Source organism: Corynebacterium sp. HMSC068G04, from assembly GCF_001814885.1.
Lineage (GTDB): Bacteria > Actinomycetota > Actinomycetes > Mycobacteriales > Mycobacteriaceae > Corynebacterium > Corynebacterium hiratae.
Window position 1 is genome coordinate 1 of the sequence record NZ_KV818288.1, and the last position, 20,603, is coordinate 20,603.

Consider the following 20,603-nt stretch of genomic DNA (forward strand, 5'->3'; position numbering starts at 1 on the left):
GACACTGCTACCAAATAGCCGGTCGCAACAGCTGTTCCCTACGGGAGAAAAAACGAGAACCCCTCTCCCTACAACCTTTGTCCGGTCTTTGAATCAGTAGAGCGTGTTCCGCAAGTGCGCGATATCCGTGGTGGTCTTGTGTTTTTCGGAGCGATGGTCTTGGCAGCGGGACTCATCTTCTTTGTGGGCTTGCTTCTTAACAGCTTCAAGGTTCCGGGTCTCTTGGCGTTTCTTCTTGGCGCGTCGCTCCTTTATTTTTTGTTTCTCATCGCTAAGCATGCGTTGTTTGCTCTTCGCATTAATAGGGCCTGGAAGAATGGCTGGATCGATTTTTATCCGGTTCTCCTTGGCAGTCTTTTTCACGATGAGGAGAATGCCAGGCGTGGGAAGAAAGGGAATTTTTATGCCACGAAGGCGTTGGTCGTGGCGCCAAACGGCGAGTCCCGGATGCTCGAGGTGTCCGTGGAAGGGCTGAGGCTGGACCGAATGATTAAGGAAGGCGCTGTCATGGCGCGTGACCGCCAGGGGATCCGCCTTGATGCAATCCGCAATAACGGGTGGACATTCTGGGCAGTCGTTCGTGGTCGGCCGTTGGACGACGGAAGCGTGGAACATGGGCTGTCCGCTTCACAGGTGGCTGCGGGCTTGGATCGCGTTCGGCATGGTTGGCCATTGGATCGGCTTGATTCCTTGCCTGATGGCCCGTGAATTTTGACTATTAGCCATGGGTGTGGGCCATTTCACTCACCAGTCGGTGCATTGCCGGTTTCGGGCCGCTGACCTGTACACTGGTTCGGTACATACGGACGCGTCTACCGCAGAAAGTGCATGGATTTAATGTCTGAATCTAACTCCCGCGACCACGAGCGTGGCCGCGAAGGTTCCTCGGAAAGCAACCGGGGAAACAACCGCTCTGGTGGCCGGAAGTTTGAGAAGCGTGGCGGCGCATCGGGGCGTCGAGAAGAGCGTCGCGGCGATCGCCGCGATGACCGCCGTGGCGGTCGCGCTGGTGCTAAACCTCGTCGTGGGGATCGCCGCAACGATCGTCAGGGCCACGATCGTGATAAGCACAAGGCCTCGCATCCGCAGCGTTCGGGCTACCGTGAGGAGCGGATCAATCGCCGCATGACGGATCCGGATCTGCCATCTGATATTGATATCACTGACCTCGATCCTTCTGTGCTGCAGGACCTCTCCTCGCTATCGAAGGAAAACTCCGAAGCAGTGGCCAAGCATCTCATTATGGCGGCAACGTGGCTTGATGATGACCCGCAGCTGTCACTTCGCCACGCGCGCGCAGCAAAGGATCGTGCTGGACGCGTATCGGTTGCGCGTGAAATGAATGGAATCGCCGCCTACCGTGCTGGGGAGTGGAAGGAAGCTCTGGCGGAGTTGCGTGCTGCGCGCCGCATTTCCGGTGGCCCTGGATTGCTTGCCGTGATGGCGGATTGTGAACGCGGCCTTGGTCGCCCAGAGAAGGCCGTGGAATTGTGGCGCAGCGAAGAGGCGAAGGAGCTGGCACCGGAGGATGCCATCGAGTTGGCAATCGTGGCTGCAGGTGCACGCTTAGACATGGGTCAAGCAGATTCTGCTGTGGTCACGATTCAGCGCGCGCAGCCGAACAAGGACGCCACAGGCGTGTCTGCCTGCCGCCTTTCTTATGCTTACGCCAATGCCCTGCTGGAGGCCGGCCGTAAGGAGGAGGCACAGGAATGGTTCCAGCACGCGGTTGACATCGATGAAGGAGACTGGACCGACGCCGCGGAGCGTCTGACCGAATGTAAATAATGAGTATTCTCAAGACCCACGATTCGCTGCTGCTAGATCTTGACGGAACCGTGTGGGAGGGAGGACAGGCCCTCCAGTGCGTCGTTGACGTTATTAACTCCTGTGGTGTTCCCGCGGTGTATGTGACGAACAATGCTTCCCGCAGCCCCCAGACCGTGGCTGGCATGCTCGGAGAAATTGGACTGAAAACGGATGCCAACCGAGTTGTTACCTCCGCGCAAGCCGCAGTCAAGATTGCCCGTGAGGACTTCCCGGCAGGAACCAAGGTTCTCGTTATCGGCGCTGACTCATTCCGCACTCTGGCCCGTGAGGCAGGGTTCGAAGTAGTCGACAGCGCCGATGATAAGCCTGCGGCAGTGTTGCAAGGCATGGATAAGTCGGTCGGTTGGGAACAGCTTTCCGAGGGGGCATTTGCTATCAATCAAGGTGCGAAATACTACGCCTCCAACCTCGATACGTCGCTGCCGACGGAGCGAGGAATGGCCGTGGGCAATGGCTCGCTCGTCGCGGCTGTTGTTTCGACCACGGGCGTTGAACCTATTACTGCAGGCAAACCGGAGCCCGCTATGTTTACGCAGGCGGCCAAGCTGGTGGGGTCGACCAAACCCCTTGCTGTCGGCGACCGTCTGGACACCGATATCGTCGGTGGTAATAACGCAGCGATGGATACGTTCCACGTGTTGACCGGTGTGTCTCGTGAGCTGGCGCTTATTGAAGCCATTCCGGAGGCACGTCCCAATTTCATCGGCGCGGGCTTCCACGAGCTCTCACTCTCGGAAGCACAGGCACGGCCAGGAGCCCAGGGCGGATTCCGGGCTCGGTATGACGGCTATGACATTGTCCTTCAAGGAGGCGATGAGAAGTCGACTTCGGTCGAGGCGCTGCGCACGGTTTTGGAAGTAGCCTGGGCGGGCGCTGAGCCTCCTCGCTATATTCAGCCGCGGAGCGAGGCCGCTGAAAGAGTAGTATCCACATGGCGGTAAAGCCCCATGACCCGCGGGCGGTGCTTGCCCCAGAAAAACTGGATGAGTCCATCGCCGCGATTCTTAACGAGCCATCGGAAACTCTTGAGCAGGAGCTGGTCCAGCTGGACCGTGCTCACACCGTGCTGCGGGATGCGCTTCAAGACAACTAGCGCTTTACACCAAGGAATGTAGGGGAAAGAGGACCTGTCTATGCCACCGCAACGTCGCCGTCTTGACGCGGAGTTGGTACGCCGAAAGATCGCGCGCTCACGTGAGCACGCTGTTGAGATGATCAAGGCCGGCCGCGTGACGGTTGGTGGTTTCAAGGCCACCAAACCCGCCACGGTGGTGGAACCAGAGGTATCCATCAAGGTGGAGGCCAGTGAGGGGGATGACTGGGCGTCGCGAGGCGCACACAAGCTCTTGGGCGCACTTGAAGCCTTTGACGTGGATCTGAAGGGTAAGCGCGTGTTGGACGCAGGAGCGTCGACCGGTGGGTTTACCGATGTCTGTTTACACCGCGGTGCCGCAGAGGTGTTATCGGTTGACGTGGGCTACGGGCAGCTGTTGTGGCGCCTGCAAAACGACCAGCGCGTTACCGTGCTAGACCGCACGAATATTCGTAATCTGACCCTAGAGCAGACCGGTGGGCCGTGCGATGCCATGGTGGGTGACTTATCTTTTATCTCCTTGAAATTGGTGCTTCCGGCCATCGTGGAGTGCATGGTCGATGGCGCGTGGCTACTGCCCATGGTCAAGCCACAGTTTGAAGTAGGTAAGGACCGTATTGGCGCCGGCGGCGTGGTGCGGTCACCCGAGCTTCGCGCGGAAGTAACCAAGGACGTGGCGGTCTTCGCTCAGGAGCTCGGCCTAAGCGTAAAAGGTGTGGCTGCCTCCCCGCTACCGGGACCGAGCGGTAACGTCGAGTATTTCCTCTGGCTGGTCAAGGACGGGATGTCCACCCCGGAGGATAGGCTGGACGTACTCATCGAAACGGCAATTAAGGAAGGACCTCAGTGAGCACTACCAGCGCCGCGGATGGCACCATGCGCCGTGAAATTCTTCTTGTCCCGCACGCCAGTCGCGAGGAAAACCTTGCCGCCACCCACCGGGCCGCGGAGCTGCTGCAGGAGGCAGGCATTAAGGTGCGCGTCTGTGCTGCGGATACTGTGCTTCCCGGGCTGCAGCACGTCCGGCATACACCAGCGGCAGCAGAGGGCTGCGAACTGGTGTTGGTGCTCGGAGGCGATGGCACGTTCTTGCGCGCTGCGGATATGGCCCGCGCCGTGGACGTTCCGGTGTTGGGCATCAACTTGGGGCACGTGGGCTTCCTCGCAGAATGGGAAGCGGAGTCCCTAGACCGTGCGCTCGTGCGCGTCATCGAGCAGTCCTATGACGTCGAAGACCGCCTGACCATCGACGTGAGCGTCTTCGATTCGGAAGGCGCGTTGCGTGAGCGCAGCTGGGCGCTGAATGAGGCGTCGATTGAAAACCTCAACAGGTCCGGAGTGCTTGATGCCATCCTCGAAGTGGATGGCCGCCCAGTATCCGCTTTTGGGTGCGACGGTGTACTTATTTCTACCCCTACGGGCTCCACGGCTTATGCCTTCTCCGCCGGCGGCCCTGTGCTGTGGCCTTCGCTCGATGCCATCCTGGTGGTGCCGAATAACGCGCACGCATTGTTTACCAAGCCGCTCGTGGTGTCTCCGGATTCACAGGTAGCGGTGGAATCGGCATCGGCAACGACTCCCGCCGTGGTGATCCTCGATGGTTTTCGGGAAATCTCCATGCCCCCAGGCTCACGCGTGGAAATCGTGCGCGGTGAACGGCCGGTGCGGTGGGTTCGCCTTGACCACCAGCCTTTCACTGACCGGCTTGTGTCCAAGCTGCGCCTTCCCGTGGAAGGCTGGCGCGGACCGCGGCATTAACCTGCTCTAGCGCGTAACCAGGAAGGAAGATAACTCTCCGTGCTCGTTGATATCAGCATTTCTGATCTCGGTGTAATTGAAAGCTCCACCGCGGAGCTTTCGCAGGGGCTCACCGTGCTCACTGGTGAAACCGGTGCTGGCAAGACCATGGTGGTGACCGGCTTGCGCCTGCTCGCGGGAGGGCGCGCTGATGCCTCGCGCGTGCGCGAAGGAGCCTCCAAAGCTGCCGTCGAAGGGCACTTTTCTTCTGACTCGAAGGCCGTGGCGGAACTAGTCGAGGAAGCCGGGGGAGAGCCCGATGAGAACGGCGAATACATCGCCTCCCGCACGGTGTCGGCTGCGGGACGCTCGCGGGCCTACCTGGGTGGGCGAGCGGTGCCAGCGGCGACGCTGGGGGAGTTCGCTTCCCATCTCATTACCGTCCACGGGCAAAACGATCAGCTGAGGCTGTTGTCTACTGATCAACAGCTGGCGGCCATTGACCGCTTCGACCCTGCAGTCGACGCGGTCCGCGAGGCATATACCCAGGCATTTAGCCGCTGGCGCGCGTTGGCCAAGGACTACCAGCGCCGTACAGAATCACGGCGTGAGATGGCACAGGAAGTCGACCGGCTCCAGTTCGCGATAACGGAGATTTCGGACCTTGACCCGGAACCGGGCGAGGACGCAGAGCTCGTGACCCTCATTAAGCGCCTGCAGGATGTTGATGCCCTGCGCGAGGGAGCCGCCACCGCGCTGAGCGCTCTCGACGGCGGGGAAGGTTTCGGTGATGAGGACACCGCCGTCAACCTCGTCGGCACCGCTGAAACCGCATTGGCTGGGGCCAGCGACGTCGAACTCGCGCGGCTCGGGGAGCGATTGAGCGAGGTCACCACGCAATTGACCGATATTGCCGCTGAGCTCACCACGTATCTGGGAAATCTCCCCGCAGATCCCAACCTCCTCGAGGAATCCCTGCAGCGCCAACAGGAGCTCAAGCGCCTGACACGTAAGTATGCCGCAGACATCGATGGGGTGTTGGCCTGGCGTGACGCGGCAGAAGCGAAACTCGCGACGTTGGACACCTCCACCGAGGCCCTCGAAGCATTGAAGAAGGAGGTAATGGCGGCCGAAAAGACAATGGTGGCTAAGGCCGAGAAGCTCACCGCCGCCCGCACCAAGGCAGCGAAGAAGCTGGGCTCGCAGGTCACCGAGGAGATTCACGGCTTGGCCATGCCTCATTCCACACTGACGGTCGCCGTGCACAAGGCGAAGTACTCCAAGTCGGGCGCGGATGAAGTGGAATTCCAACTCAACGGAAAGCCCTTGGCCTCGGCCGCCTCCGGCGGTGAGCTCTCCCGCGTCATGCTGGCGATGGAAGTGGTACTCGCCAGCGGCGACGGCACCACCTTGGTCTTCGACGAAGTGGACGCCGGCGTGGGTGGTCGCGCGGCGGTGGAGATTGGGCGTCGGCTAGCGCGCCTGTCCATCACCAACCAGGTCATTTGCGTGACCCACCTGCCCCAAGTGGCTGCCTATGCGGATTCGCACCTGCACGTGTCCAAGGAGAAATTCACCTCAGGCGTGGCGGATTTGAGCGCCGAGGAACGCGTCGAGGAACTCGCCCGCATGCTCGCTGGTCTTGATGACACCGCGACTGGCCGCGCGCATGCCCAGGAGCTCTTCGACCGGGCTCAAGCAGAAGTAGAGAGTTTCCGCGCGCCTTCCACACATTGAGCGCCTAACAGGGGAAACTGTCAGGCATGAGTCTGTTTTCCCGTAACACCGATCTGCCTGGAGAACACGGCGCGCTGCGTGATTGCACCCCGGGTGGCAAGGGCATGAAGAAGTTCAGCGCCGGTGACTTCGCAGTCATCAACGCCGCCAACATCTCCCGCCAAGAGGCCCAGACCCTCGTGGATATGAAACCAGCTGCTGTGATTAACGTGGCGGAGTTTTCTACCGGCTCCATTCCGAACTATGGCCCGCACATGCTTCTCGACGCCGACGTCACCCTTATCGAGGGCGTGGGCCAAGATTTCGTCAGCAACTTCAAGGACGGGAAGAAGGCGCGTCTTACTGAGGACGGGACGGTGTATGTGGGGGATACCCAGCTGTCTTCTGGAACGGTGGTTACCCGGGACCGCGCGGAGAAGAACTTCTCCTCCGCGCAACGCGAACTTATCGACCATATGGAAGCCTACTTTGGCAATTCCATCGAGTTCATCCACTCCGAAGGCCCGCTCCTCATCGATGGCCTTGGCGTTCCGGATGCTGGTTCCGTCATGGCGGGACGCAAGGTCCTCGTGGTGTCGCCCTCTGAGGAGCACCGCAAAAAGCTCACGCTGCTGCGCAACTTCATCCGCGAGTATGAACCCGTCATCATCGGTGTCGACTCTGCCGCAGATACGTTGGTTGAGCTGGGCTATCAGCCTAACTTCATCGTGGGAAATCCTTCGGAAGTGAGCTCTGAAACCCTGCGCAGTGGTGCCCAAGTTATTCTCCCAGCTGAGCCGGACGGCACTGCGGAAGGACTCGAGCGCATTCAGGATCTGGGAATCGGCGCGATGACATTCCCGGCTGCGACAGACTCAGCAACGGATCTTGCACTCCTGCTCGCGGACTACCACGAAGCGCAGATGATTGTGCAGGTTGGGGGCGCCCTCGATCTCGATGACATCTTTGCCAACGAGCCGACTGCCACGCCCGCAGCCCTGTTATGCCATATGAAGGCAGGTACGCGCCTCGTGGACGCGGACGCCGTCATCAACCTCTACGCCGCGCCGAATTCCGGCGCAATGGGGTGGATGTGGGCCCTGCTGGGCATTTTCGTGGCGCTGGCCGTGGTCATCCTCATCGTGGGCCTGGGTGGCGATGAATCATTCCTGCAGAACCTGATCGATACGTGGAACAACTTCGCGTTGAGCGTGCAGGGGTGGTTTAAATAATGGGTTCGCCTAAATCCCTGATTGTCACCGGCCTTGGCTTCGGTGCAGCCATTGGTATTGCGTTGGGCACGTTGGTCATCGCACCGAACATGGACTCCACCCCGGGGCGCGGTGGGGAGTCCAACGACGAGGTCCGAGAAAAATACAGCAAGCTGGTGCTTGACCACAACATTGCGAAGGCCCAGCTGGATTCCGCTGATTCCGTGATGGGGGACCTCGGCCGTTACGTCGTCGACGGCACTCTAGTCCAGCGTCCGGTCATGGTACTCAGCATGCCCGACGCCAATGATGCCGATGTCACGGCTGTGAAGGATCTTCTAGGCTCCGCCGATTCCACCGACGCTGGAAGCATTAAACTGACCGAAAAATTCTTGGCCCAGGAATCCGCAGACAAGTTGTTGTCCCTCGTCACCACCACGCTGCCGGCAGGAGCGAAGCTCGATAAGAAGAAGATCGATGCCGGTACTCATGCCGGCCAAGCGCTTGCTGCCGGGCTGATGATGGATGCTAAGACCACCCAACCGCTTGCCACCGTCGACGATCGGGCGACCTTGCTGCGTGCCTTGCGCGATGCCGGCTACATCGATTACAAGGATGGCACGATCCTGCCCGCTCAGGCGGTCGTAATCGTCGGCGGCGGCCTGACACCGGGAGAAGACGAAGACAGCGCTGGCAAGAAGTACACTATCGACACCACCGTCAAGTTCCTGGAAGGTTTCGAGTCCGCGGACGCCGCCATGGTGTATGCCGGGCGCGTGCAGTCCGCAGGGGATGGCGGAGTGTTGGAAAAGCTCCGGGCGGCCAAGACTGGGATTAGCACCGTGGACTCCATCGACCACCCGGTCTCCCAGATGGCCAGCGTCTTGGCCGTCAAGGAGCAGCTCGATGGCGGCCGCGGCGTGTACGGTTCTGCAGCGAATGCCGAGGGCGCAGCACCGGCGCTGCCGAAGGATCTCTAAATGCCACACGAGTTTCGTACGGTGGGAAGCGAGCTGCTTGTCGACGCCCCCATCATCGCCGTCCGCCGTGATGACGTTGTGATGCCGGGAGATGTCGTGGCGCAGCGGGAGATCGTCGAGCACCTCGGTGCCGTGGCCGTTGTGGCTTTGGATGAGGACAACCGAGTCGCCATGGTGGAGCAGTACCGCCACAGTGTGAGCAAACGCCTGTGGGAGCTGCCAGCCGGTTTGCTCGACGTCAAAGGTGAAGATGAACTCAGTGGCGCACAACGCGAACTCCAAGAGGAGGCCGGACTGGCCGCCGAGGACTGGGGTGTGTTGACCGATCTGGTGACCTCCCCGGGCTTTTGTGAAGAAGCCGTACGGGTGTTCGTGGCGCGTGGGCTGCGGGACGTCGCCAAGTTCGAGGCCACAGGTGATGAAGAAGCCGACATGGGGTTTTCGTGGGTGCCGCTAGCGGAGGCCGTCGATCGTATCCTCGCCGGCGAGATTGTGAACTCTATTGCAGTGGCCGGAATTCTCGCCGCCTATGCCTGTGTGCGTGAAGGACGCACACCGCGGCCGGTTGATTCACCTTTCGAGTTGCGGCCGCAGTCGCTGGCTAGCCGGCGTACCGGACCGGATTTGAAGAAGCTGTGAGCAGCACGACTCCCGCTGCCGCCGCTGGGCAAGCGTGGCTGATGCACCTCATGGTGGAAAAAGGTGCCTCGAAGAACACGGTGAGTAATTACCGGCGTGACATCAATCGCTACGTGTCGTGGCTAGCGGAATCTGGGATCACGGATTTGCGCCAGGTTTCTCGCGCGCACGTGGAGAACTACCTCATGTACCTGCGTGAATCCCTCGCCCAGTCCTCGGCCAGTCGAGCGCTGATCGTCGCGCGTGGGCTGCATAAATTTGCGCTCGCGGAGGGGATGATTGAAGAAGACGTCGCGGCGGAGGTTTCGCCGCCCAAGCGGGCCCAAGCGCTACCGGAGACCCTCAGCGTGGAGGACGTCGAGACTTTGCTCACCGCCATTCCCACTGATGAATCCGCAACCCCCATAGACATCCGCGATCGCGCTTTGCTGGAGGTTCTCTACGGCACGGGCGCGCGCATCTCCGAAGTGATCTCCTTGAGCGTGGATGACGTAACGGCTGAGGGGCCGACGACCGTGCGCGATATTCTGCTGCTGAGCGGCAAGGGCGATAAGCAACGCCTCGTTCCGTTGGGTTCGCACGCGGTAAGAGCGGTCGAGCATTACCTCGTGCGGGCACGGCCGGTCTTAGCAACTGGAGCCTCTCACGCGCTATTCCTCAACACCCGGGGCAAGGCCCTGTCACGGCAAAGCGCATGGGCCGCCATCAAGTCCGCTGCACAGCGCGCGCACTTGAGCGCCAACATCTCTCCGCACACCCTGCGTCACTCCTTTGCTACCCACCTGCTGGAGGGTGGTGCGGATGTGCGTACAGTTCAGGAACTGCTGGGTCATTCTTCCGTGACGACGACGCAGATTTACACGCACGTGACTGCGGATTCGCTTCGCGAGGTGTGGCGTACTGCTCATCCACGCGCCTAAAGGCGCCTAGACTCAGTTCGATTTACATCAATGAAAAGGATTTCTATGACTTCATCTGCTCGCGCTTCCCGGACCTTTCGCGGGGCTGCGATTGCTCTCGCGCTCACCGTATTTCCACTTGCCGGTGTTGCGGCCAACCCGGTGAGCGCGAAGGGCGGGATCCCCGGGCTCGGCGCGGCAGTTGCCCATGCTCAGGATGCCACCATCCCCGTGCCGGCTGGACAAACCACGACGGTTTCCCTGCCGGTGCCTGTCGACGTCTCCGTGGCTGCCGATGGGTGGAATGTGAGCGCCTCAGGTGGCACTGCTACGGTGACGGCCCCGCCAGCAGGTGGACAGATTACCGTTCCGGTGACCTATCAGGGCGTGACCATGACCATCGTGCTCGTTGCTGACGCCGATGTCACCGCCGAGGAACTCAACGACGCTGCCGAAAGTGTCGATCCGGGGCGCCTTGGTGGTGGCCAGCCGGGGCCGGGGGACGCAGAGAACCAGCAAGGTAACGAAGAACTGGGTGGAAACGGCGACGTCACAGACGATACAAGCGATGGCGGAGCGGTGACCGGTGCGGATAGTTCCAGCACCGGCCACGCGCAACCGCTCCGTACGGGCCGTGGCTGGGAAGGCGTGGATGATTCCCACACGTCCTATGTCAACCTAGAATCCACCATCGAAGGCCAGACCATTCACGCCAAGCTAGGTTTGAAACAAGCACTGGACCTTTACAACCGTTTCAAGCATCTTGAGGATGAAGGCGTCACGCTGCGTTATCTCAACGCGGAAGGGGAGTTTATCGAGGGCGTGAAACGCGACATTGATAAGGGCTCGCGCACCATGACCCTGACCTACCCAGAGGGCATGGAACCCGACAACCCCTTCATCATGCAGTTCATCAACGAGGACACCCAGTCGGCAGAGCTGGTGGTGACACTCACAGACCCAACCCGAGAGAACACCACCGACGTGCCTCCAGAGCAGCAGCTTGATAGCGACAGCGCCACGACAGCTAGCGAAGAATCAGGCACTGATACAGGCCTTGGCGCCGGCGCGGTGATAGCGGGGATTGCGGCACTCGGCATCATCGCTTTGGTCGCTGGGTTCGCACTCCGTCGGTTCCGTTCGAACCGGAAGTAAAACCTCTCGTAGTCTAGCTTCCAGGCTTTATGCGGCGGCTTTTGCTGGCTATAATCGCGATGCGGGTGCTCAAGGGGGTACCCTATAATCACAAGGATGTAAGAGTGCGGCGCCGGTGAGTGCCGCAGGGCTAACGCGAAGATGGCCTAACTAGAGCCGTACAGGTCAAGGAAGCAGGTGTGACTGTGAGCGACGAGGGACTGTTTGAGGCCTCCGAAACACAGGTCGGGTTGACCGGCCGGCCACTGCGGGAGCTTCCGGAACCAGAGCCATTGGAAAAGCATGGCCCCGCCACGATTATCTCCATGTGCAACCAGAAAGGTGGAGTGGGGAAAACCACATCCACGATCAACATGGGAGCATGCTTGGCGGAGTTGGGGCGTAAAGTCCTCCTCGTTGACTTGGACCCGCAGGGCGCTCTGTCCGCCGGATTAGGGCTGACGCATGATCAGATTCAGGACACTATCTACGACGTCATGCTCGATAGTGAGGTCTCGGTGCATTCTGCCATCGTGCACACCGGCGTCGCGGGGCTCGACCTGGTTCCGGCCAACATTGATCTTTCCGCCGCAGAGATTCAGATGGTCAACGAGGTGGGCCGCGAGCACACCTTGGCCCGAGCGCTGCGCCCGGTACGCAAGGACTATGACTTCATCATCATTGACTGCCAGCCTTCCCTAGGCCTGCTCACGGTCAATGCGCTGGCCTGCTCGCAAGGCGTCATTATCCCGATGGAATGCGAGTTCTTCTCCCTGCGCGGCCTCGCGCTGTTGACCGACACCGTGGAGAAGGTTGCTGACCGCATCAATTTCGACCTGGAGATCATGGGCATTCTGGTCACCATGTTTGACCGTCGCACCCGCCACGCCCGCGAAGTCATGGACCGGGTAGTCGAGTACTTCGGGGACAAGGTCTTCGACACGGTGATTACGCGGACCGTGCGTTTCCCAGAGACCTCGGTAGCCGGTGAGCCGATTACCACTTGGGCACCGAGCTCGCAGGCTGCCAAGCAATACCGCGACCTAGCTAAAGAGGTCATTGAGCGGGCCAACGGCTAGCCGCCTATTATGACCCAACCGGAGATCACCGGCTTTCGCATCGCGCTGGGCAATTTTGAGGGTCCGTTCGATCTGCTGCTCCAGCTCATTCAAGCGAAGAAGCTAGATGTCACCGAGGTGGCGCTGTCTGAGGTTACCGATGAGTTCGTGGCCTATACCCGAGCGTTGGGGGAGACCGCGGACCTGGACGAGACGACGGAATTTCTGCTCATCGCCGCTACGCTGTTGGATCTGAAGGCGGCGCGTCTATTGCCGCGCGGCGAGGTCGATGACCTTGAGGACCTCGAACTGCTGGAGACCCGAGATCTGCTTTTCGCGCGGTTGCTGCAGTATAAGGCTTATAAGCAGGTCGCTGACCAGTTTGCGCAGTGGCAGCGCGGCGCCCAGCGCCGCTATCCACGTGCGGTGGCGATGGAGGAGCGCTTCAGCGAGCTTCTTCCACCTGTCAAACTTGGACACACCCCAGCCACGTTCGCGGAGCTCGCCGCCGGGGTATTCCGCCCCAAGCCTCCCGAGGAAGTCGCGACCGGTCACATCCACCAGGTCGCGGTCTCTGTGCCGGAACAGGCTGGAAAAATCCTCACCACTCTCAAGCTGTTAGGCACAGGGCAGTGGATGAGCTTTGATGCGTTAACGCGGGACTGCACCATTTCCATGGAAATCGTGGGCCGCTTCTTGGCGTTGCTGGAGCTGTACAAAGCCAAGGCTGTGGATGCGTCCCAACCCGAATCCTTAGGCCCGTTGGAATTGTCGTGGACAGGGCTCGACGTGGATCCGGCCGTTGTTGCGGCGGCGAACTGGGATTAAGGTACGCTACCGACTCATGGAGGACACGTCACCCGCAGTACACAGTGAGGCCCCAGTGCCGAGCGCACCGGCGGCTCTTCCGCTGATCCCGCAATTGCGCTCACGCCTCGAATCGATCCTTCTGGTCATCGATTCGCCCGCCAGCGCGGAAGAGCTGGCGCGCGTGGTAGATGCGGAGGTCTCCGTTGTCAGAGATACTTTGCGGGCAGTGGAGCGTGAGCTCACCGAGCGTGGTTCTGGCATCGACCTGCGTGAGACACCGGAAGGATGGCGTTTTTATACCCGCAAAGAAAATGCGGACGCCGTCGAGCAGTTCGTGCTTGATGGGACCCAAACCAAGCTTTCGCGCGCCGCACTCGAAACCCTCGCGGTCATCGCCTACCGCCAGCCGGTCACCCGCGCCCAAGTCGCTGGTGTTCGCGGTGTCAACGTCGATGGCGTTGTCCGCACGCTGCTTCTGCGCGGGCTCATTCGAGAGATCGAAAGCCCCGAGCCGACAGTCGGCAACGCACACCAGTATGAAACCACTGAGCTTTTCCTGGAGCTTCTGGGAATCGATTCCCTCGAGCGTCTTCCAGACCTCGCGCCGCTGCTGCCAGACATCGAGCAGATCGATGAGGACTACTCATAAAGGCCCACCGTGCGGTAGGATTGCGGCCGGACAACGGCGTGATTCCGCGCGCCGCAAATTGAAGAACTATTGAGAGGACACATCCGTGACTCCACCCGCTCGCCGCGATGGCACACCGGACAAGAAAAAGCGAGACAGCGACATGATTGTCTCGAACGCTAAGCCGGCCCGCCATCAGCATGTAAAGAAGAAGGCCACCGCCGATTCCGTCGCCCGCGACTTGGGCGCGGACTGGCTGGTAGACGGTAAAGCTAAGAAGAATTCCCAGAACCAAGGCGAACGCCTCCAGAAGGTGCTGGCCAAGGCCGGCGTTGCCTCCCGCCGCCATGCAGAGATTCTCATCGATGAGGGCCGCGTTGAGGTCAACGGCCAGGTCATCATCACCCAAGGCACCCGAGTTAACCCCAACACGGACGTGATCCGCGTCGATGGCACACGCATCAACGTCAACGAAGAAACTCAGTACTTCGTACTCAACAAGCCCCGCGGCATGCAGTCCACTATGTCGGATGACATGGGTCGTCCGTGCGTGGGCGATGTCGTAGCGGATCGGGTCGTGGCAGGCCAGCGCCTGTTTCACGTCGGGCGCCTCGATGCGGATACCGAGGGCCTTCTTTTGCTCACCAACGACGGTGAGCTGGCCAACCGCCTCATGCATCCTAAGTACGAGGTCACCAAGACCTACCTGGCCACCGTTTTGGGTGAGGCCGATAAGAGGCTGGTTCGCCAGCTGCGCGAGGGCGTTGAACTAGAAGACGGCCCGGCGAAGGCGGACTATGTGCAGATCGTGGACAAAAACCAGGGCTATTCGCTGGTGCGTCTTGAGCTGCACGAAGGCCGCAAGCACATCGTGCGCCGCATGCTGAAGGAGGCCGGCTTTCCGGTCCAGCGTCTTGTGCGCACCAAGCTCCACACCGTGCAGCTGGGCGATATGAAGCCCGGCTCCTTGCGCGCATTGAACTCCAACGAATTAACCAGCCTGTACAAGGCGGTGGGGATGTAATGATTTCAAACATGCCAAACCAGGGACTCGTTCTGGCCGTGGATGGCCCGTCGGGCACCGGAAAGTCCACGACCTGCCGCGCGTTGGCCAAGCGCCTCGACGCGAAGTATGTCGATACCGGCGCCATGTACCGCGTGGCTACCCTTGCCGTGCTGCGCGCGGGCGTGGACCCAGCGGATACCGACGCTGTCATCGCCGCAACCGCAAACCTGCCTCTGGAGGTCTCCGATGATCCGGATTCCACTCAGGTCATCTTTGCCGGCGAGGACGTCTCCCGCGTGATCCGCGAGGACGAGGTAACCCGCAACGTGTCGGCAGTATCTGCCATCCCGGAGGTACGCCAGAACCTCGTGGAGCTGCAGCGGAACCTTGCCGCGAAGGCACACCGCGCGATCGTCGAGGGCCGCGATATCGGCACCGTGGTGCTCGCTGATGCTCCTGCCAAGGCTTTCATGACGGCCAGCGCCGAGGTCCGTGCGCAGCGCCGCCACGATCAGAACCGTGCGGCGGGTATTGACTCAGATTTTGACACCGTGCTTGCCGACGTCGAACGGCGCGACGCCGCCGACTCCTCCCGCGCCACCTCGCCGTTGCGCCCAGCCGAGGACGCCGTACTCGTGGATACCTCTGAGATGACCCCAGACGAGGTTCTCGATGCCCTCATCGCCGTCGTCGAAGAATCGGCCGCAAAGGAGGCCTCACATGACTAATGGACCGCAGAACCCTGACGTGAATCCCGAGCAGCAGCCGGAAGAATTCGAGACGGAATTTCATTACCCGGTAGGCAAACTCGAGGAAGAGGTCGTGCGCGATCCGCATGGCGGGTGGGCGCAGAAGGATTTCGATTCTGAGGACTTCGACTATGAATTCGATGAGTCGGAATTCGACGACTCCGAGTTCGGCGAAGCCGATTTCGGCGAGGAAGAAGATATCGCTGAAGGTGAGAACCCGCTCAGCGAAGAAGAGTGGGAGGCGCTATCTCACGCCTTTGGCGTGGGCGAGGAGCACACGGAGGAAAACCTCTGCACAGTGGCCGTTGTCGGCCGCCCGAACGTGGGTAAGTCTTCCCTGGTGAACCGCTTTCTCGGCCGCCGCGAAGCCGTGGTGGAGGACCACCCAGGTGTGACTCGTGACCGTGTGTCCTACGTGGCGGACTGGAACGGACAGCGCTTCTTCGTTCAGGACACCGGTGGTTGGGATCCCAACGTCAAGGGCATCCACGCCGCCATCGCACGTCAGGCCGAACAGGCCATGGAGACCGCCGATGTCATCGTGTTCGTGGTGGACACCAAGGTAGGCATCACCGAGACCGATGCGGTCATGGCTCGAAAGCTGCAGCGCTCCGAGGTCCCGGTCATCCTGGTATCCAACAAGTTTGACTCGGAAACCATGTACGCAGATATGGCCGAGTTTTACGGGCTTGGATTGGGTGATCCATGGCCGGTATCCGCCCAGCATGGCCGCGGCGGCGCCGACGTCTTGGATGAAATTCTGCGTTTGTTCCCGGAGGAGCCGCGTCATTCCTCGATTACCTCTGGTCCTCGCCGCGTGGCGCTGGTGGGCAAGCCGAACGTGGGCAAGTCCTCCTTGCTAAACAAGCTGACGGCGGAGGAGCGCTCCGTGGTTGACAATGCCGCCGGCACGACGGTCGACCCGGTTGACTCCTTGGTGCAGCTAGATCAGCGCCTGTGGAAATTCATTGATACTGCGGGCCTGCGCAAGAAGGTTAAGAACGCGCAGGGCCATGAGTACTACGCTTCGCTGCGCACGCGCGGCGTGATTGATGCTGCCGAGGTATGCATCATGCTTATCGACGCTTCCCAGGAAGTCTCCGAGCAGGATCAGCGCGTCCTCAACATGATTCTGGAAGCCGGTAAGGCCCTGGTCATCGCCTTCAATAAGTGGGACCTTGTGGACGAGGATCGCCGCTACTACTTGGAGCGCGAAATCGATGAGAACCTGCGGCATCTGCCATGGGTGACCCGCGTGAATATCTCGGCGGAGACTGGCCGCGCCCTGCAGAAGCTAGAGCCTGCCATGATTGAGGCTCTCGAGAGCTGGGACCAGCGCGTGTCTACTGGTCAGCTCAACAACTGGATGCGTGAGGCGATTGCTGCGAATCCGCCGCCAATGAACAACAACCGCCTCCCGCGCGTGCTGTTCGCTACCCAGGCCTCGACACAGCCGCCGACCATCGTGCTGTTTACCACCGGCTTTTTGGATGCGGGCTATCGCCGCTATTTGGAGCGCAAGTTCCGCGAGCGTTTCGGTTTCCATGGCTCGCCCGTGCGCATCGCGGTGCGCGTGCGCGAGCGCCGTCAACGCCGATAGCTAGTGTGGGCTGAGAGCACGCAAGCGTCTAGATCCAGCCGTTTGCCTCGGCGCGCCGCGCGGCCTCAAATCGGTTACTTGCCTGTGTTTTCGTCATGATGGCCGAAACGTGGTTGCGCACCGTACCTCCACTGAGATGGAGGTGTGCTGCGATATCGGCGGAGCCGAGGCCGCGAACCAGTAGGCGGCACACCTCGACTTCCCGTTCGCTCAGCGGGTTGTCGGGAGTAAAGAGTATGTCCTGAGCAAGCTGCGGATCGATGACACGCAGACCCGAGTGGACGCGGCGGATGGCATCGGCGAGTTCCTCCGGGGGAGTGTCTTTGACGAGGAAGCCATCGACGCCCGCGTTGAGGGCGCGTTTGACGTAACCGGGACGGCCAAACGTGGTGACGATGAGGCTGCGGCAGTGAGTATTGGCGATAGACTTTGCGGCATCGATACCGTTCATTCCGGGCATCTCAATGTCGAGTAGAGCGACGTCTACCTGATGCTCAGCAACGAGTGCGGCGACCTCGGCTCCGGTGGAACACTCGGCAACGACGTCGATGTCGGGTTCGGTACTCAGCAAAGCGGTGAGAGCGCCCCGGACCAGGGATTGGTCTTCGGCGATGAGTACGCGGATGTGTTCGCTCATAACTATCGCACCTGTTGAATCAGCCGGTGGCCGTCCAAGGCGAGGAGGACCGTGGTCACACCTTCGGCACGCTGAGCAATGACCTCGCCACCGACAGCTTCTGCACGGTGGCGAAGGCCGGCGAGACCCGTGAGGCCGTCGGCAAGCGCCTGCGTGGCATCCTCCGTGAAGCCGTTGCCGTTGTCCGTGACCTGGAGGGAATCTTCAGTGAGCATCACCCAGCACTGCGTGGCACCCGAATGACGTACAACGTTGGTGGTGAGCTCGCGCAGTGCCCACGAGAACAGATCTTCATGAGCCCGTGGCTGGGTGAGAGTCTCTGGAAGGTGAGCTTGGATTCCGGCGGTTTCCAGAATGCGCCGCGCGGCTTGAATTTCGCCAGCAAAGGTGGGGTTCTTCATGCGAGTAACAGTGGAGCGGACCTCGGCAAGGGATAACCGAGAAAGCGAACTAATCTCCTCGAGCTCGGCAGCGGCCTTGGTAGGGTCGCGGTCGATGAGCCGGCGGGCCACTTCGGCCTTGAGATTGATAGCCGTCAGGGTATGGCCAAGAAGATCGTGGATATCGGAGGCAATGTCCTCTCGTTGCTGAGACAGATCTAGGTCGTGGCGTAAAGCTGTCTCGGTGTCTTCGCGCTGGGAAAGAGCACCGAGGGCCAAGATAAGGAGGGGCCAGCCGAAGAGGATTATTGCGAGGTCAACAAAGCGTGGGCGGTCGTACACCCAGACGGGAATGCTAGCTACGAGTCCGGTGAACGCAATGATGGTGGCAGCAGTTTTCAGCGGCAGTGTGAAAGCGATCAAGGCTCCGAGGTAGGGCACGAAGACCACAATCCAGGCGCCGTGAGAAGGGACGGCGGCAAGCGCGATCAGCGCGAGAATAACCCACCGGATAGCTACTCGATGGTTATGTGACCACCCACGTGGATAGTCGTGCACCGTACCGAAAGAGACAAGGTAAGCAGCACAAAACACCGCGGTGATAATAACCGCCCAGGTTCGCTGGGCGGTGGAATAGCTGGGCTGGAGGAGGAACTGCAGCAGCACCGGTAGGAGAAAGATGAGCCAGACAGCGGCGAAAGCAGCGTCACGTGGTCTGAAGTTCCGCATCATGCTCGCTCCTTGTCGCGCTTGTGCAAAAGCAGGCATAGCCCGACGAACACCACCGTCCATACAGCGATATTAACGTATGCGTACCAGATCGGGTCCTCAATGAAGAGGCGTTCGCCATTGATCATCTGGGAGCCTTGAGAAAGGGGCCAACGGGCAAGCGCTTGCGCGCCATACATTGGGGTGAAGCGACCTACCTCCAACAGCGATTCCTTCAGCGGCATGAATACGTTCCCGGCAAACGCAAGTATGACGATGGTCGAGGTCGCTACGGAGACGGTGTTTTCCGAGGGAATGAGCATAGCGCAGGCCATGCCGTAGAAGCCGAAGGGAATGGCGCAGACAACAGTTATGAGAAAAGCTAGCGTCCACTGGTCCGGCTGCATGGACGCCTTGGTCAGCCCACCGGTAATGAAGACAGCGGCAATGGGCAGGATGGCACGAACCGAGATGTTGAGAAAGTTGGCAACGGCTAGCTGGGAAGACCGAAGGGGAGTCAACGCTAGTTGGCGGCCCCAACCCGCGCGATTCTCTGCGACCATAGATCCGGCTGCACCCACAGCGCCAGTGGCTCCTGCGTAGAGCGCCATGCCGATCATGACCAGTGCAGCGACATTACCACCGTTGAATTCGATGTCGCCGTACTCTTGCATCGCGCCAAAGAGGATATAGAAAATGATTGGCAGGCCGATGCTGAAAAAGAGCGTGGGCAGGTCTCGGCGCAGACGTTTAAGGTCGTGGGTCGCGTAGTTGAGGGTTGTCCCGAGCGTGGGAGTTACGGCATTGTTGATGCTCATCGTGGGGTCTCCTTATGGGGTAGTCGTGTCGGGGGAAGCGTTAGAGAGCTCCATAAAGGAGTCTTCGAGGCTATGGCCGGAAATCGTGATGTCCCGGGCCGTGGTTTCGGTGAGTAAGTAGCGAGCAAGCGCATCAGAGTCTCGGGTCGTGATGGACAGGCCGGTGTCTGTGTGCTCTTGATACAGCACCCCTGGAAAAGACCCGGTCACGAGGTTGTCCGGAATCCCGTCGGGGAAGCTGGCACGGATGGTACGGGTGGCGTTTGCATTGCGGATCTCCTCGGTGGAGCCATCAGCTTGAATCTCGCCCCTGTTGAGCATGATGATGCGTTGCGCAAACGTATCGGCCTCTTCGAGATAGTGAGTGGTGAGAAGAATCGTTCGCCCAGCGCTAGCTTCCTCGTGCATGGCCTCCCAAAAATGACGGCGGGCGCCGGCGTCCATGCCTGCGGTTGGTTCGTCGAGAAGCAGCACCTCCGGATCTCCCAACAAGGCCAGCCCGAAGCGCAGACGTTGTTGCTCGCCGCCAGAGCACTTGCCCACCCGACGCGAGAGGATAGAGCCCAAGTTGGCGCGCTCGATGATCTCCTTATAGGGGCGGTGGACGGGAAACGCGGCACCGAGAAGCTCAAGGGTTTCCTTCACGGTTATCTCCGGTAGTAAGCCGCCAGATTGCATGACGGCACCGATACGCCCACTTTTAGAGGCATGAGATGGAGAGGCGCCAAGCACACTAATAAACCCTGAGGTTGGGGTGGTCAGTCCCAGGATGAGGTCAAGCAGCGTGGTCTTGCCGGCGCCATTAGTGCCTAAGAGGCCGACGATTTCACCTTGCTCAATGCTCAGAGAGACGTCGTGAAGCGCGCGCACAGGATTGCGGGAGGAGGCGTTGAAGGTTTTGCTTACACCGTTGACCTCGATTGCCGGTGGGGTGGTACGTGTCGTGCTCATACCTTCACGCTATGGCGCG

22 protein-coding genes are annotated in these 20,603 nt (G+C 60.4%); 18 read left to right on the top strand and 4 right to left on the bottom strand.

Annotated elements, in window-relative coordinates:
* Window positions 1–114 precede the first annotated feature (114 nt).
* From HMPREF2993_RS00005 to der, 18 genes are all read left to right on the top strand, one after another.
* The gene (locus HMPREF2993_RS00005) at window positions 115–708 is read left to right on the top strand and encodes a complex I subunit 1 family protein (protein WP_070700297.1); all 594 of its coding nucleotides are present in this window, start codon (window positions 115–117) and stop codon (window positions 706–708) included.
* Window positions 709–837: 129 nt separating this feature from the next.
* On the top strand, window positions 838–1,788 hold the full coding sequence (locus HMPREF2993_RS00010) for a tetratricopeptide repeat protein (protein ID WP_046649225.1): 951 nt from the start codon (window positions 838–840) through the stop codon (window positions 1,786–1,788).
* Complete coding sequence (locus HMPREF2993_RS00015; protein WP_046649226.1) at window positions 1,788–2,771, top strand: HAD-IIA family hydrolase; 984 nt, start codon at window positions 1,788–1,790, stop codon at window positions 2,769–2,771. The genes HMPREF2993_RS00010 and HMPREF2993_RS00015 overlap by 1 nt, the downstream gene beginning before the upstream one ends.
* The gene (locus tag HMPREF2993_RS13550; protein WP_168163151.1) at window positions 2,762–2,923 is read left to right on the top strand and encodes a hypothetical protein; all 162 of its coding nucleotides are present in this window, start codon (window positions 2,762–2,764) and stop codon (window positions 2,921–2,923) included. The genes HMPREF2993_RS00015 and HMPREF2993_RS13550 overlap by 10 nt, the downstream gene beginning before the upstream one ends.
* A 40-nt stretch (window positions 2,924–2,963) precedes the next feature.
* Complete coding sequence (locus tag HMPREF2993_RS00020) at window positions 2,964–3,773, top strand: TlyA family RNA methyltransferase (protein ID WP_046649227.1); 810 nt, start codon at window positions 2,964–2,966, stop codon at window positions 3,771–3,773.
* Window positions 3,774–3,799: 26 nt separating this feature from the next.
* Window positions 3,800–4,681: an NAD kinase gene (locus tag HMPREF2993_RS00025; protein WP_046649256.1), complete on the top strand. Its 882-nt coding sequence runs from the start codon at window positions 3,800–3,802 to the stop codon at window positions 4,679–4,681.
* 39 nt (window positions 4,682–4,720) lie between these two features.
* Window positions 4,721–6,397: a DNA repair protein RecN gene (gene recN, locus HMPREF2993_RS00030; RefSeq protein ID WP_070510796.1), complete on the top strand. Its 1,677-nt coding sequence runs from the start codon at window positions 4,721–4,723 to the stop codon at window positions 6,395–6,397.
* A 26-nt stretch (window positions 6,398–6,423) separates the two neighbouring features.
* Window positions 6,424–7,608: a putative cytokinetic ring protein SteA gene (gene steA / locus HMPREF2993_RS00035; RefSeq protein WP_049154955.1), complete on the top strand. Its 1,185-nt coding sequence runs from the start codon at window positions 6,424–6,426 to the stop codon at window positions 7,606–7,608.
* A complete protein-coding gene (locus HMPREF2993_RS00040; RefSeq protein WP_046649230.1) occupies window positions 7,608–8,567 on the top strand; it encodes a copper transporter in 960 nt (319 codons plus the stop codon). Before steA ends, HMPREF2993_RS00040 begins: the two co-directional genes overlap by 1 nt.
* Window positions 8,568–9,206 (top strand): NUDIX domain-containing protein, encoded by a 639-nt coding sequence (locus HMPREF2993_RS00045; protein WP_070510790.1) that lies wholly within the window; start codon window positions 8,568–8,570, stop codon window positions 9,204–9,206.
* 41 nt (window positions 9,207–9,247) lie between these two features.
* On the top strand, window positions 9,248–10,126 hold the full coding sequence (gene xerD / locus HMPREF2993_RS00050; protein WP_046649232.1) for a site-specific tyrosine recombinase XerD: 879 nt from the start codon (window positions 9,248–9,250) through the stop codon (window positions 10,124–10,126).
* Between the two features lie 45 nt (window positions 10,127–10,171).
* Window positions 10,172–11,260, top strand: a complete 1,089-nt coding sequence (locus tag HMPREF2993_RS00055; RefSeq protein WP_070546328.1) for a hypothetical protein — start codon at window positions 10,172–10,174, stop codon at window positions 11,258–11,260.
* A gap of 185 nt (window positions 11,261–11,445) precedes the next feature.
* Window positions 11,446–12,318, top strand: coding sequence for a ParA family protein (locus HMPREF2993_RS00060; RefSeq protein ID WP_046649257.1), 873 nt, complete (start codon window positions 11,446–11,448; stop codon window positions 12,316–12,318).
* Window positions 12,319–12,327: 9 nt separating this feature from the next.
* Window positions 12,328–13,125 carry a segregation and condensation protein A gene (locus HMPREF2993_RS00065; protein ID WP_070510785.1) on the top strand — a complete coding sequence of 266 codons (798 nt, stop codon included), beginning with the start codon at window positions 12,328–12,330 and terminating at the stop codon, window positions 13,123–13,125.
* Between the two features lie 16 nt (window positions 13,126–13,141).
* Entirely contained in the window at window positions 13,142–13,756 is a 615-nt protein-coding gene (gene scpB / locus HMPREF2993_RS00070) for an SMC-Scp complex subunit ScpB (protein WP_070510783.1), read from the top strand.
* 85 nt (window positions 13,757–13,841) lie between these two features.
* On the top strand, window positions 13,842–14,759 hold the full coding sequence (locus HMPREF2993_RS00075) for a pseudouridine synthase (RefSeq protein ID WP_046649236.1): 918 nt from the start codon (window positions 13,842–13,844) through the stop codon (window positions 14,757–14,759).
* Window positions 14,759–15,469 (top strand): (d)CMP kinase, encoded by a 711-nt coding sequence (gene cmk / locus HMPREF2993_RS00080; protein ID WP_049154964.1) that lies wholly within the window; start codon window positions 14,759–14,761, stop codon window positions 15,467–15,469. Before HMPREF2993_RS00075 ends, cmk begins: the two co-directional genes overlap by 1 nt.
* Window positions 15,462–17,090 (top strand): ribosome biogenesis GTPase Der, encoded by a 1,629-nt coding sequence (der, locus tag HMPREF2993_RS00085; RefSeq protein WP_070700299.1) that lies wholly within the window; start codon window positions 15,462–15,464, stop codon window positions 17,088–17,090. Before cmk ends, der begins: the two co-directional genes overlap by 8 nt.
* A gap of 28 nt (window positions 17,091–17,118) precedes the next feature.
* Here the strand turns inward: der and HMPREF2993_RS00090 are convergent, their stop codons facing one another.
* Genes HMPREF2993_RS00090 through HMPREF2993_RS00105 form a run of 4 tightly spaced genes read right to left on the bottom strand, consistent with a single transcriptional unit; the run spans window position 17,119 to window position 20,584 of the window.
* The gene (locus tag HMPREF2993_RS00090; RefSeq protein ID WP_049154967.1) at window positions 17,119–17,727 is read right to left on the bottom strand and encodes a response regulator transcription factor; all 609 of its coding nucleotides are present in this window, start codon (window positions 17,725–17,727) and stop codon (window positions 17,119–17,121) included.
* Window positions 17,728–17,729: 2 nt separating this feature from the next.
* Window positions 17,730–18,839: a sensor histidine kinase gene (locus HMPREF2993_RS00095; protein ID WP_141758232.1), complete on the bottom strand. Its 1,110-nt coding sequence runs from the start codon at window positions 18,837–18,839 to the stop codon at window positions 17,730–17,732.
* Window positions 18,836–19,633, bottom strand: a complete 798-nt coding sequence (locus tag HMPREF2993_RS00100) for an ABC transporter permease (RefSeq protein ID WP_070700302.1) — start codon at window positions 19,631–19,633, stop codon at window positions 18,836–18,838. Before HMPREF2993_RS00100 ends, HMPREF2993_RS00095 begins: the two co-directional genes overlap by 4 nt.
* A gap of 12 nt (window positions 19,634–19,645) precedes the next feature.
* On the bottom strand, window positions 19,646–20,584 hold the full coding sequence (locus HMPREF2993_RS00105; protein ID WP_210401531.1) for an ABC transporter ATP-binding protein: 939 nt from the start codon (window positions 20,582–20,584) through the stop codon (window positions 19,646–19,648).
* Window positions 20,585–20,603: the final 19 nt, after the last annotated feature.

Excerpts from the sequence above, each read along its gene's own strand:
- HMPREF2993_RS00010 (WP_046649225.1), top strand. The coding sequence starts at position 838 with ATGTCTGAATCTAACTCCCGCGACCACGAGCGTGGCCGCGAAGGTTCC.
- HMPREF2993_RS00015 (WP_046649226.1), top strand. The coding sequence starts at position 1,788 with ATGAGTATTCTCAAGACCCACGATTCGCTGCTGCTAGATCTTGACGGA.
- HMPREF2993_RS13550 (WP_168163151.1), top strand. The coding sequence starts at position 2,762 with ATGGCGGTAAAGCCCCATGACCCGCGGGCGGTGCTTGCCCCAGAAAAA.
- HMPREF2993_RS00020 (WP_046649227.1), top strand. The coding sequence starts at position 2,964 with ATGCCACCGCAACGTCGCCGTCTTGACGCGGAGTTGGTACGCCGAAAG.
- HMPREF2993_RS00025 (WP_046649256.1), top strand. The coding sequence starts at position 3,800 with ATGCGCCGTGAAATTCTTCTTGTCCCGCACGCCAGTCGCGAGGAAAAC.
- steA (WP_049154955.1), top strand. The coding sequence starts at position 6,424 with ATGAGTCTGTTTTCCCGTAACACCGATCTGCCTGGAGAACACGGCGCG.
- HMPREF2993_RS00040 (WP_046649230.1), top strand. The coding sequence starts at position 7,608 with ATGGGTTCGCCTAAATCCCTGATTGTCACCGGCCTTGGCTTCGGTGCA.
- HMPREF2993_RS00045 (WP_070510790.1), top strand. The coding sequence starts at position 8,568 with ATGCCACACGAGTTTCGTACGGTGGGAAGCGAGCTGCTTGTCGACGCC.
- xerD (WP_046649232.1), top strand. The coding sequence starts at position 9,248 with ATGCACCTCATGGTGGAAAAAGGTGCCTCGAAGAACACGGTGAGTAAT.
- HMPREF2993_RS00055 (WP_070546328.1), top strand. The coding sequence starts at position 10,172 with ATGACTTCATCTGCTCGCGCTTCCCGGACCTTTCGCGGGGCTGCGATT.
- HMPREF2993_RS00065 (WP_070510785.1), top strand. The coding sequence starts at position 12,328 with ATGACCCAACCGGAGATCACCGGCTTTCGCATCGCGCTGGGCAATTTT.
- scpB (WP_070510783.1), top strand. The coding sequence starts at position 13,142 with ATGGAGGACACGTCACCCGCAGTACACAGTGAGGCCCCAGTGCCGAGC.
- cmk (WP_049154964.1), top strand. The coding sequence starts at position 14,759 with ATGATTTCAAACATGCCAAACCAGGGACTCGTTCTGGCCGTGGATGGC.
- der (WP_070700299.1), top strand. The coding sequence starts at position 15,462 with ATGACTAATGGACCGCAGAACCCTGACGTGAATCCCGAGCAGCAGCCG.
- HMPREF2993_RS00090 (WP_049154967.1), bottom strand. The coding sequence starts at position 17,727 with ATGAGCGAACACATCCGCGTACTCATCGCCGAAGACCAATCCCTGGTC.
- HMPREF2993_RS00095 (WP_141758232.1), bottom strand. The coding sequence starts at position 18,839 with ATGATGCGGAACTTCAGACCACGTGACGCTGCTTTCGCCGCTGTCTGG.
- HMPREF2993_RS00100 (WP_070700302.1), bottom strand. The coding sequence starts at position 19,633 with ATGAGCATCAACAATGCCGTAACTCCCACGCTCGGGACAACCCTCAAC.
- HMPREF2993_RS00105 (WP_210401531.1), bottom strand. The coding sequence starts at position 20,584 with ATGAGCACGACACGTACCACCCCACCGGCAATCGAGGTCAACGGTGTA.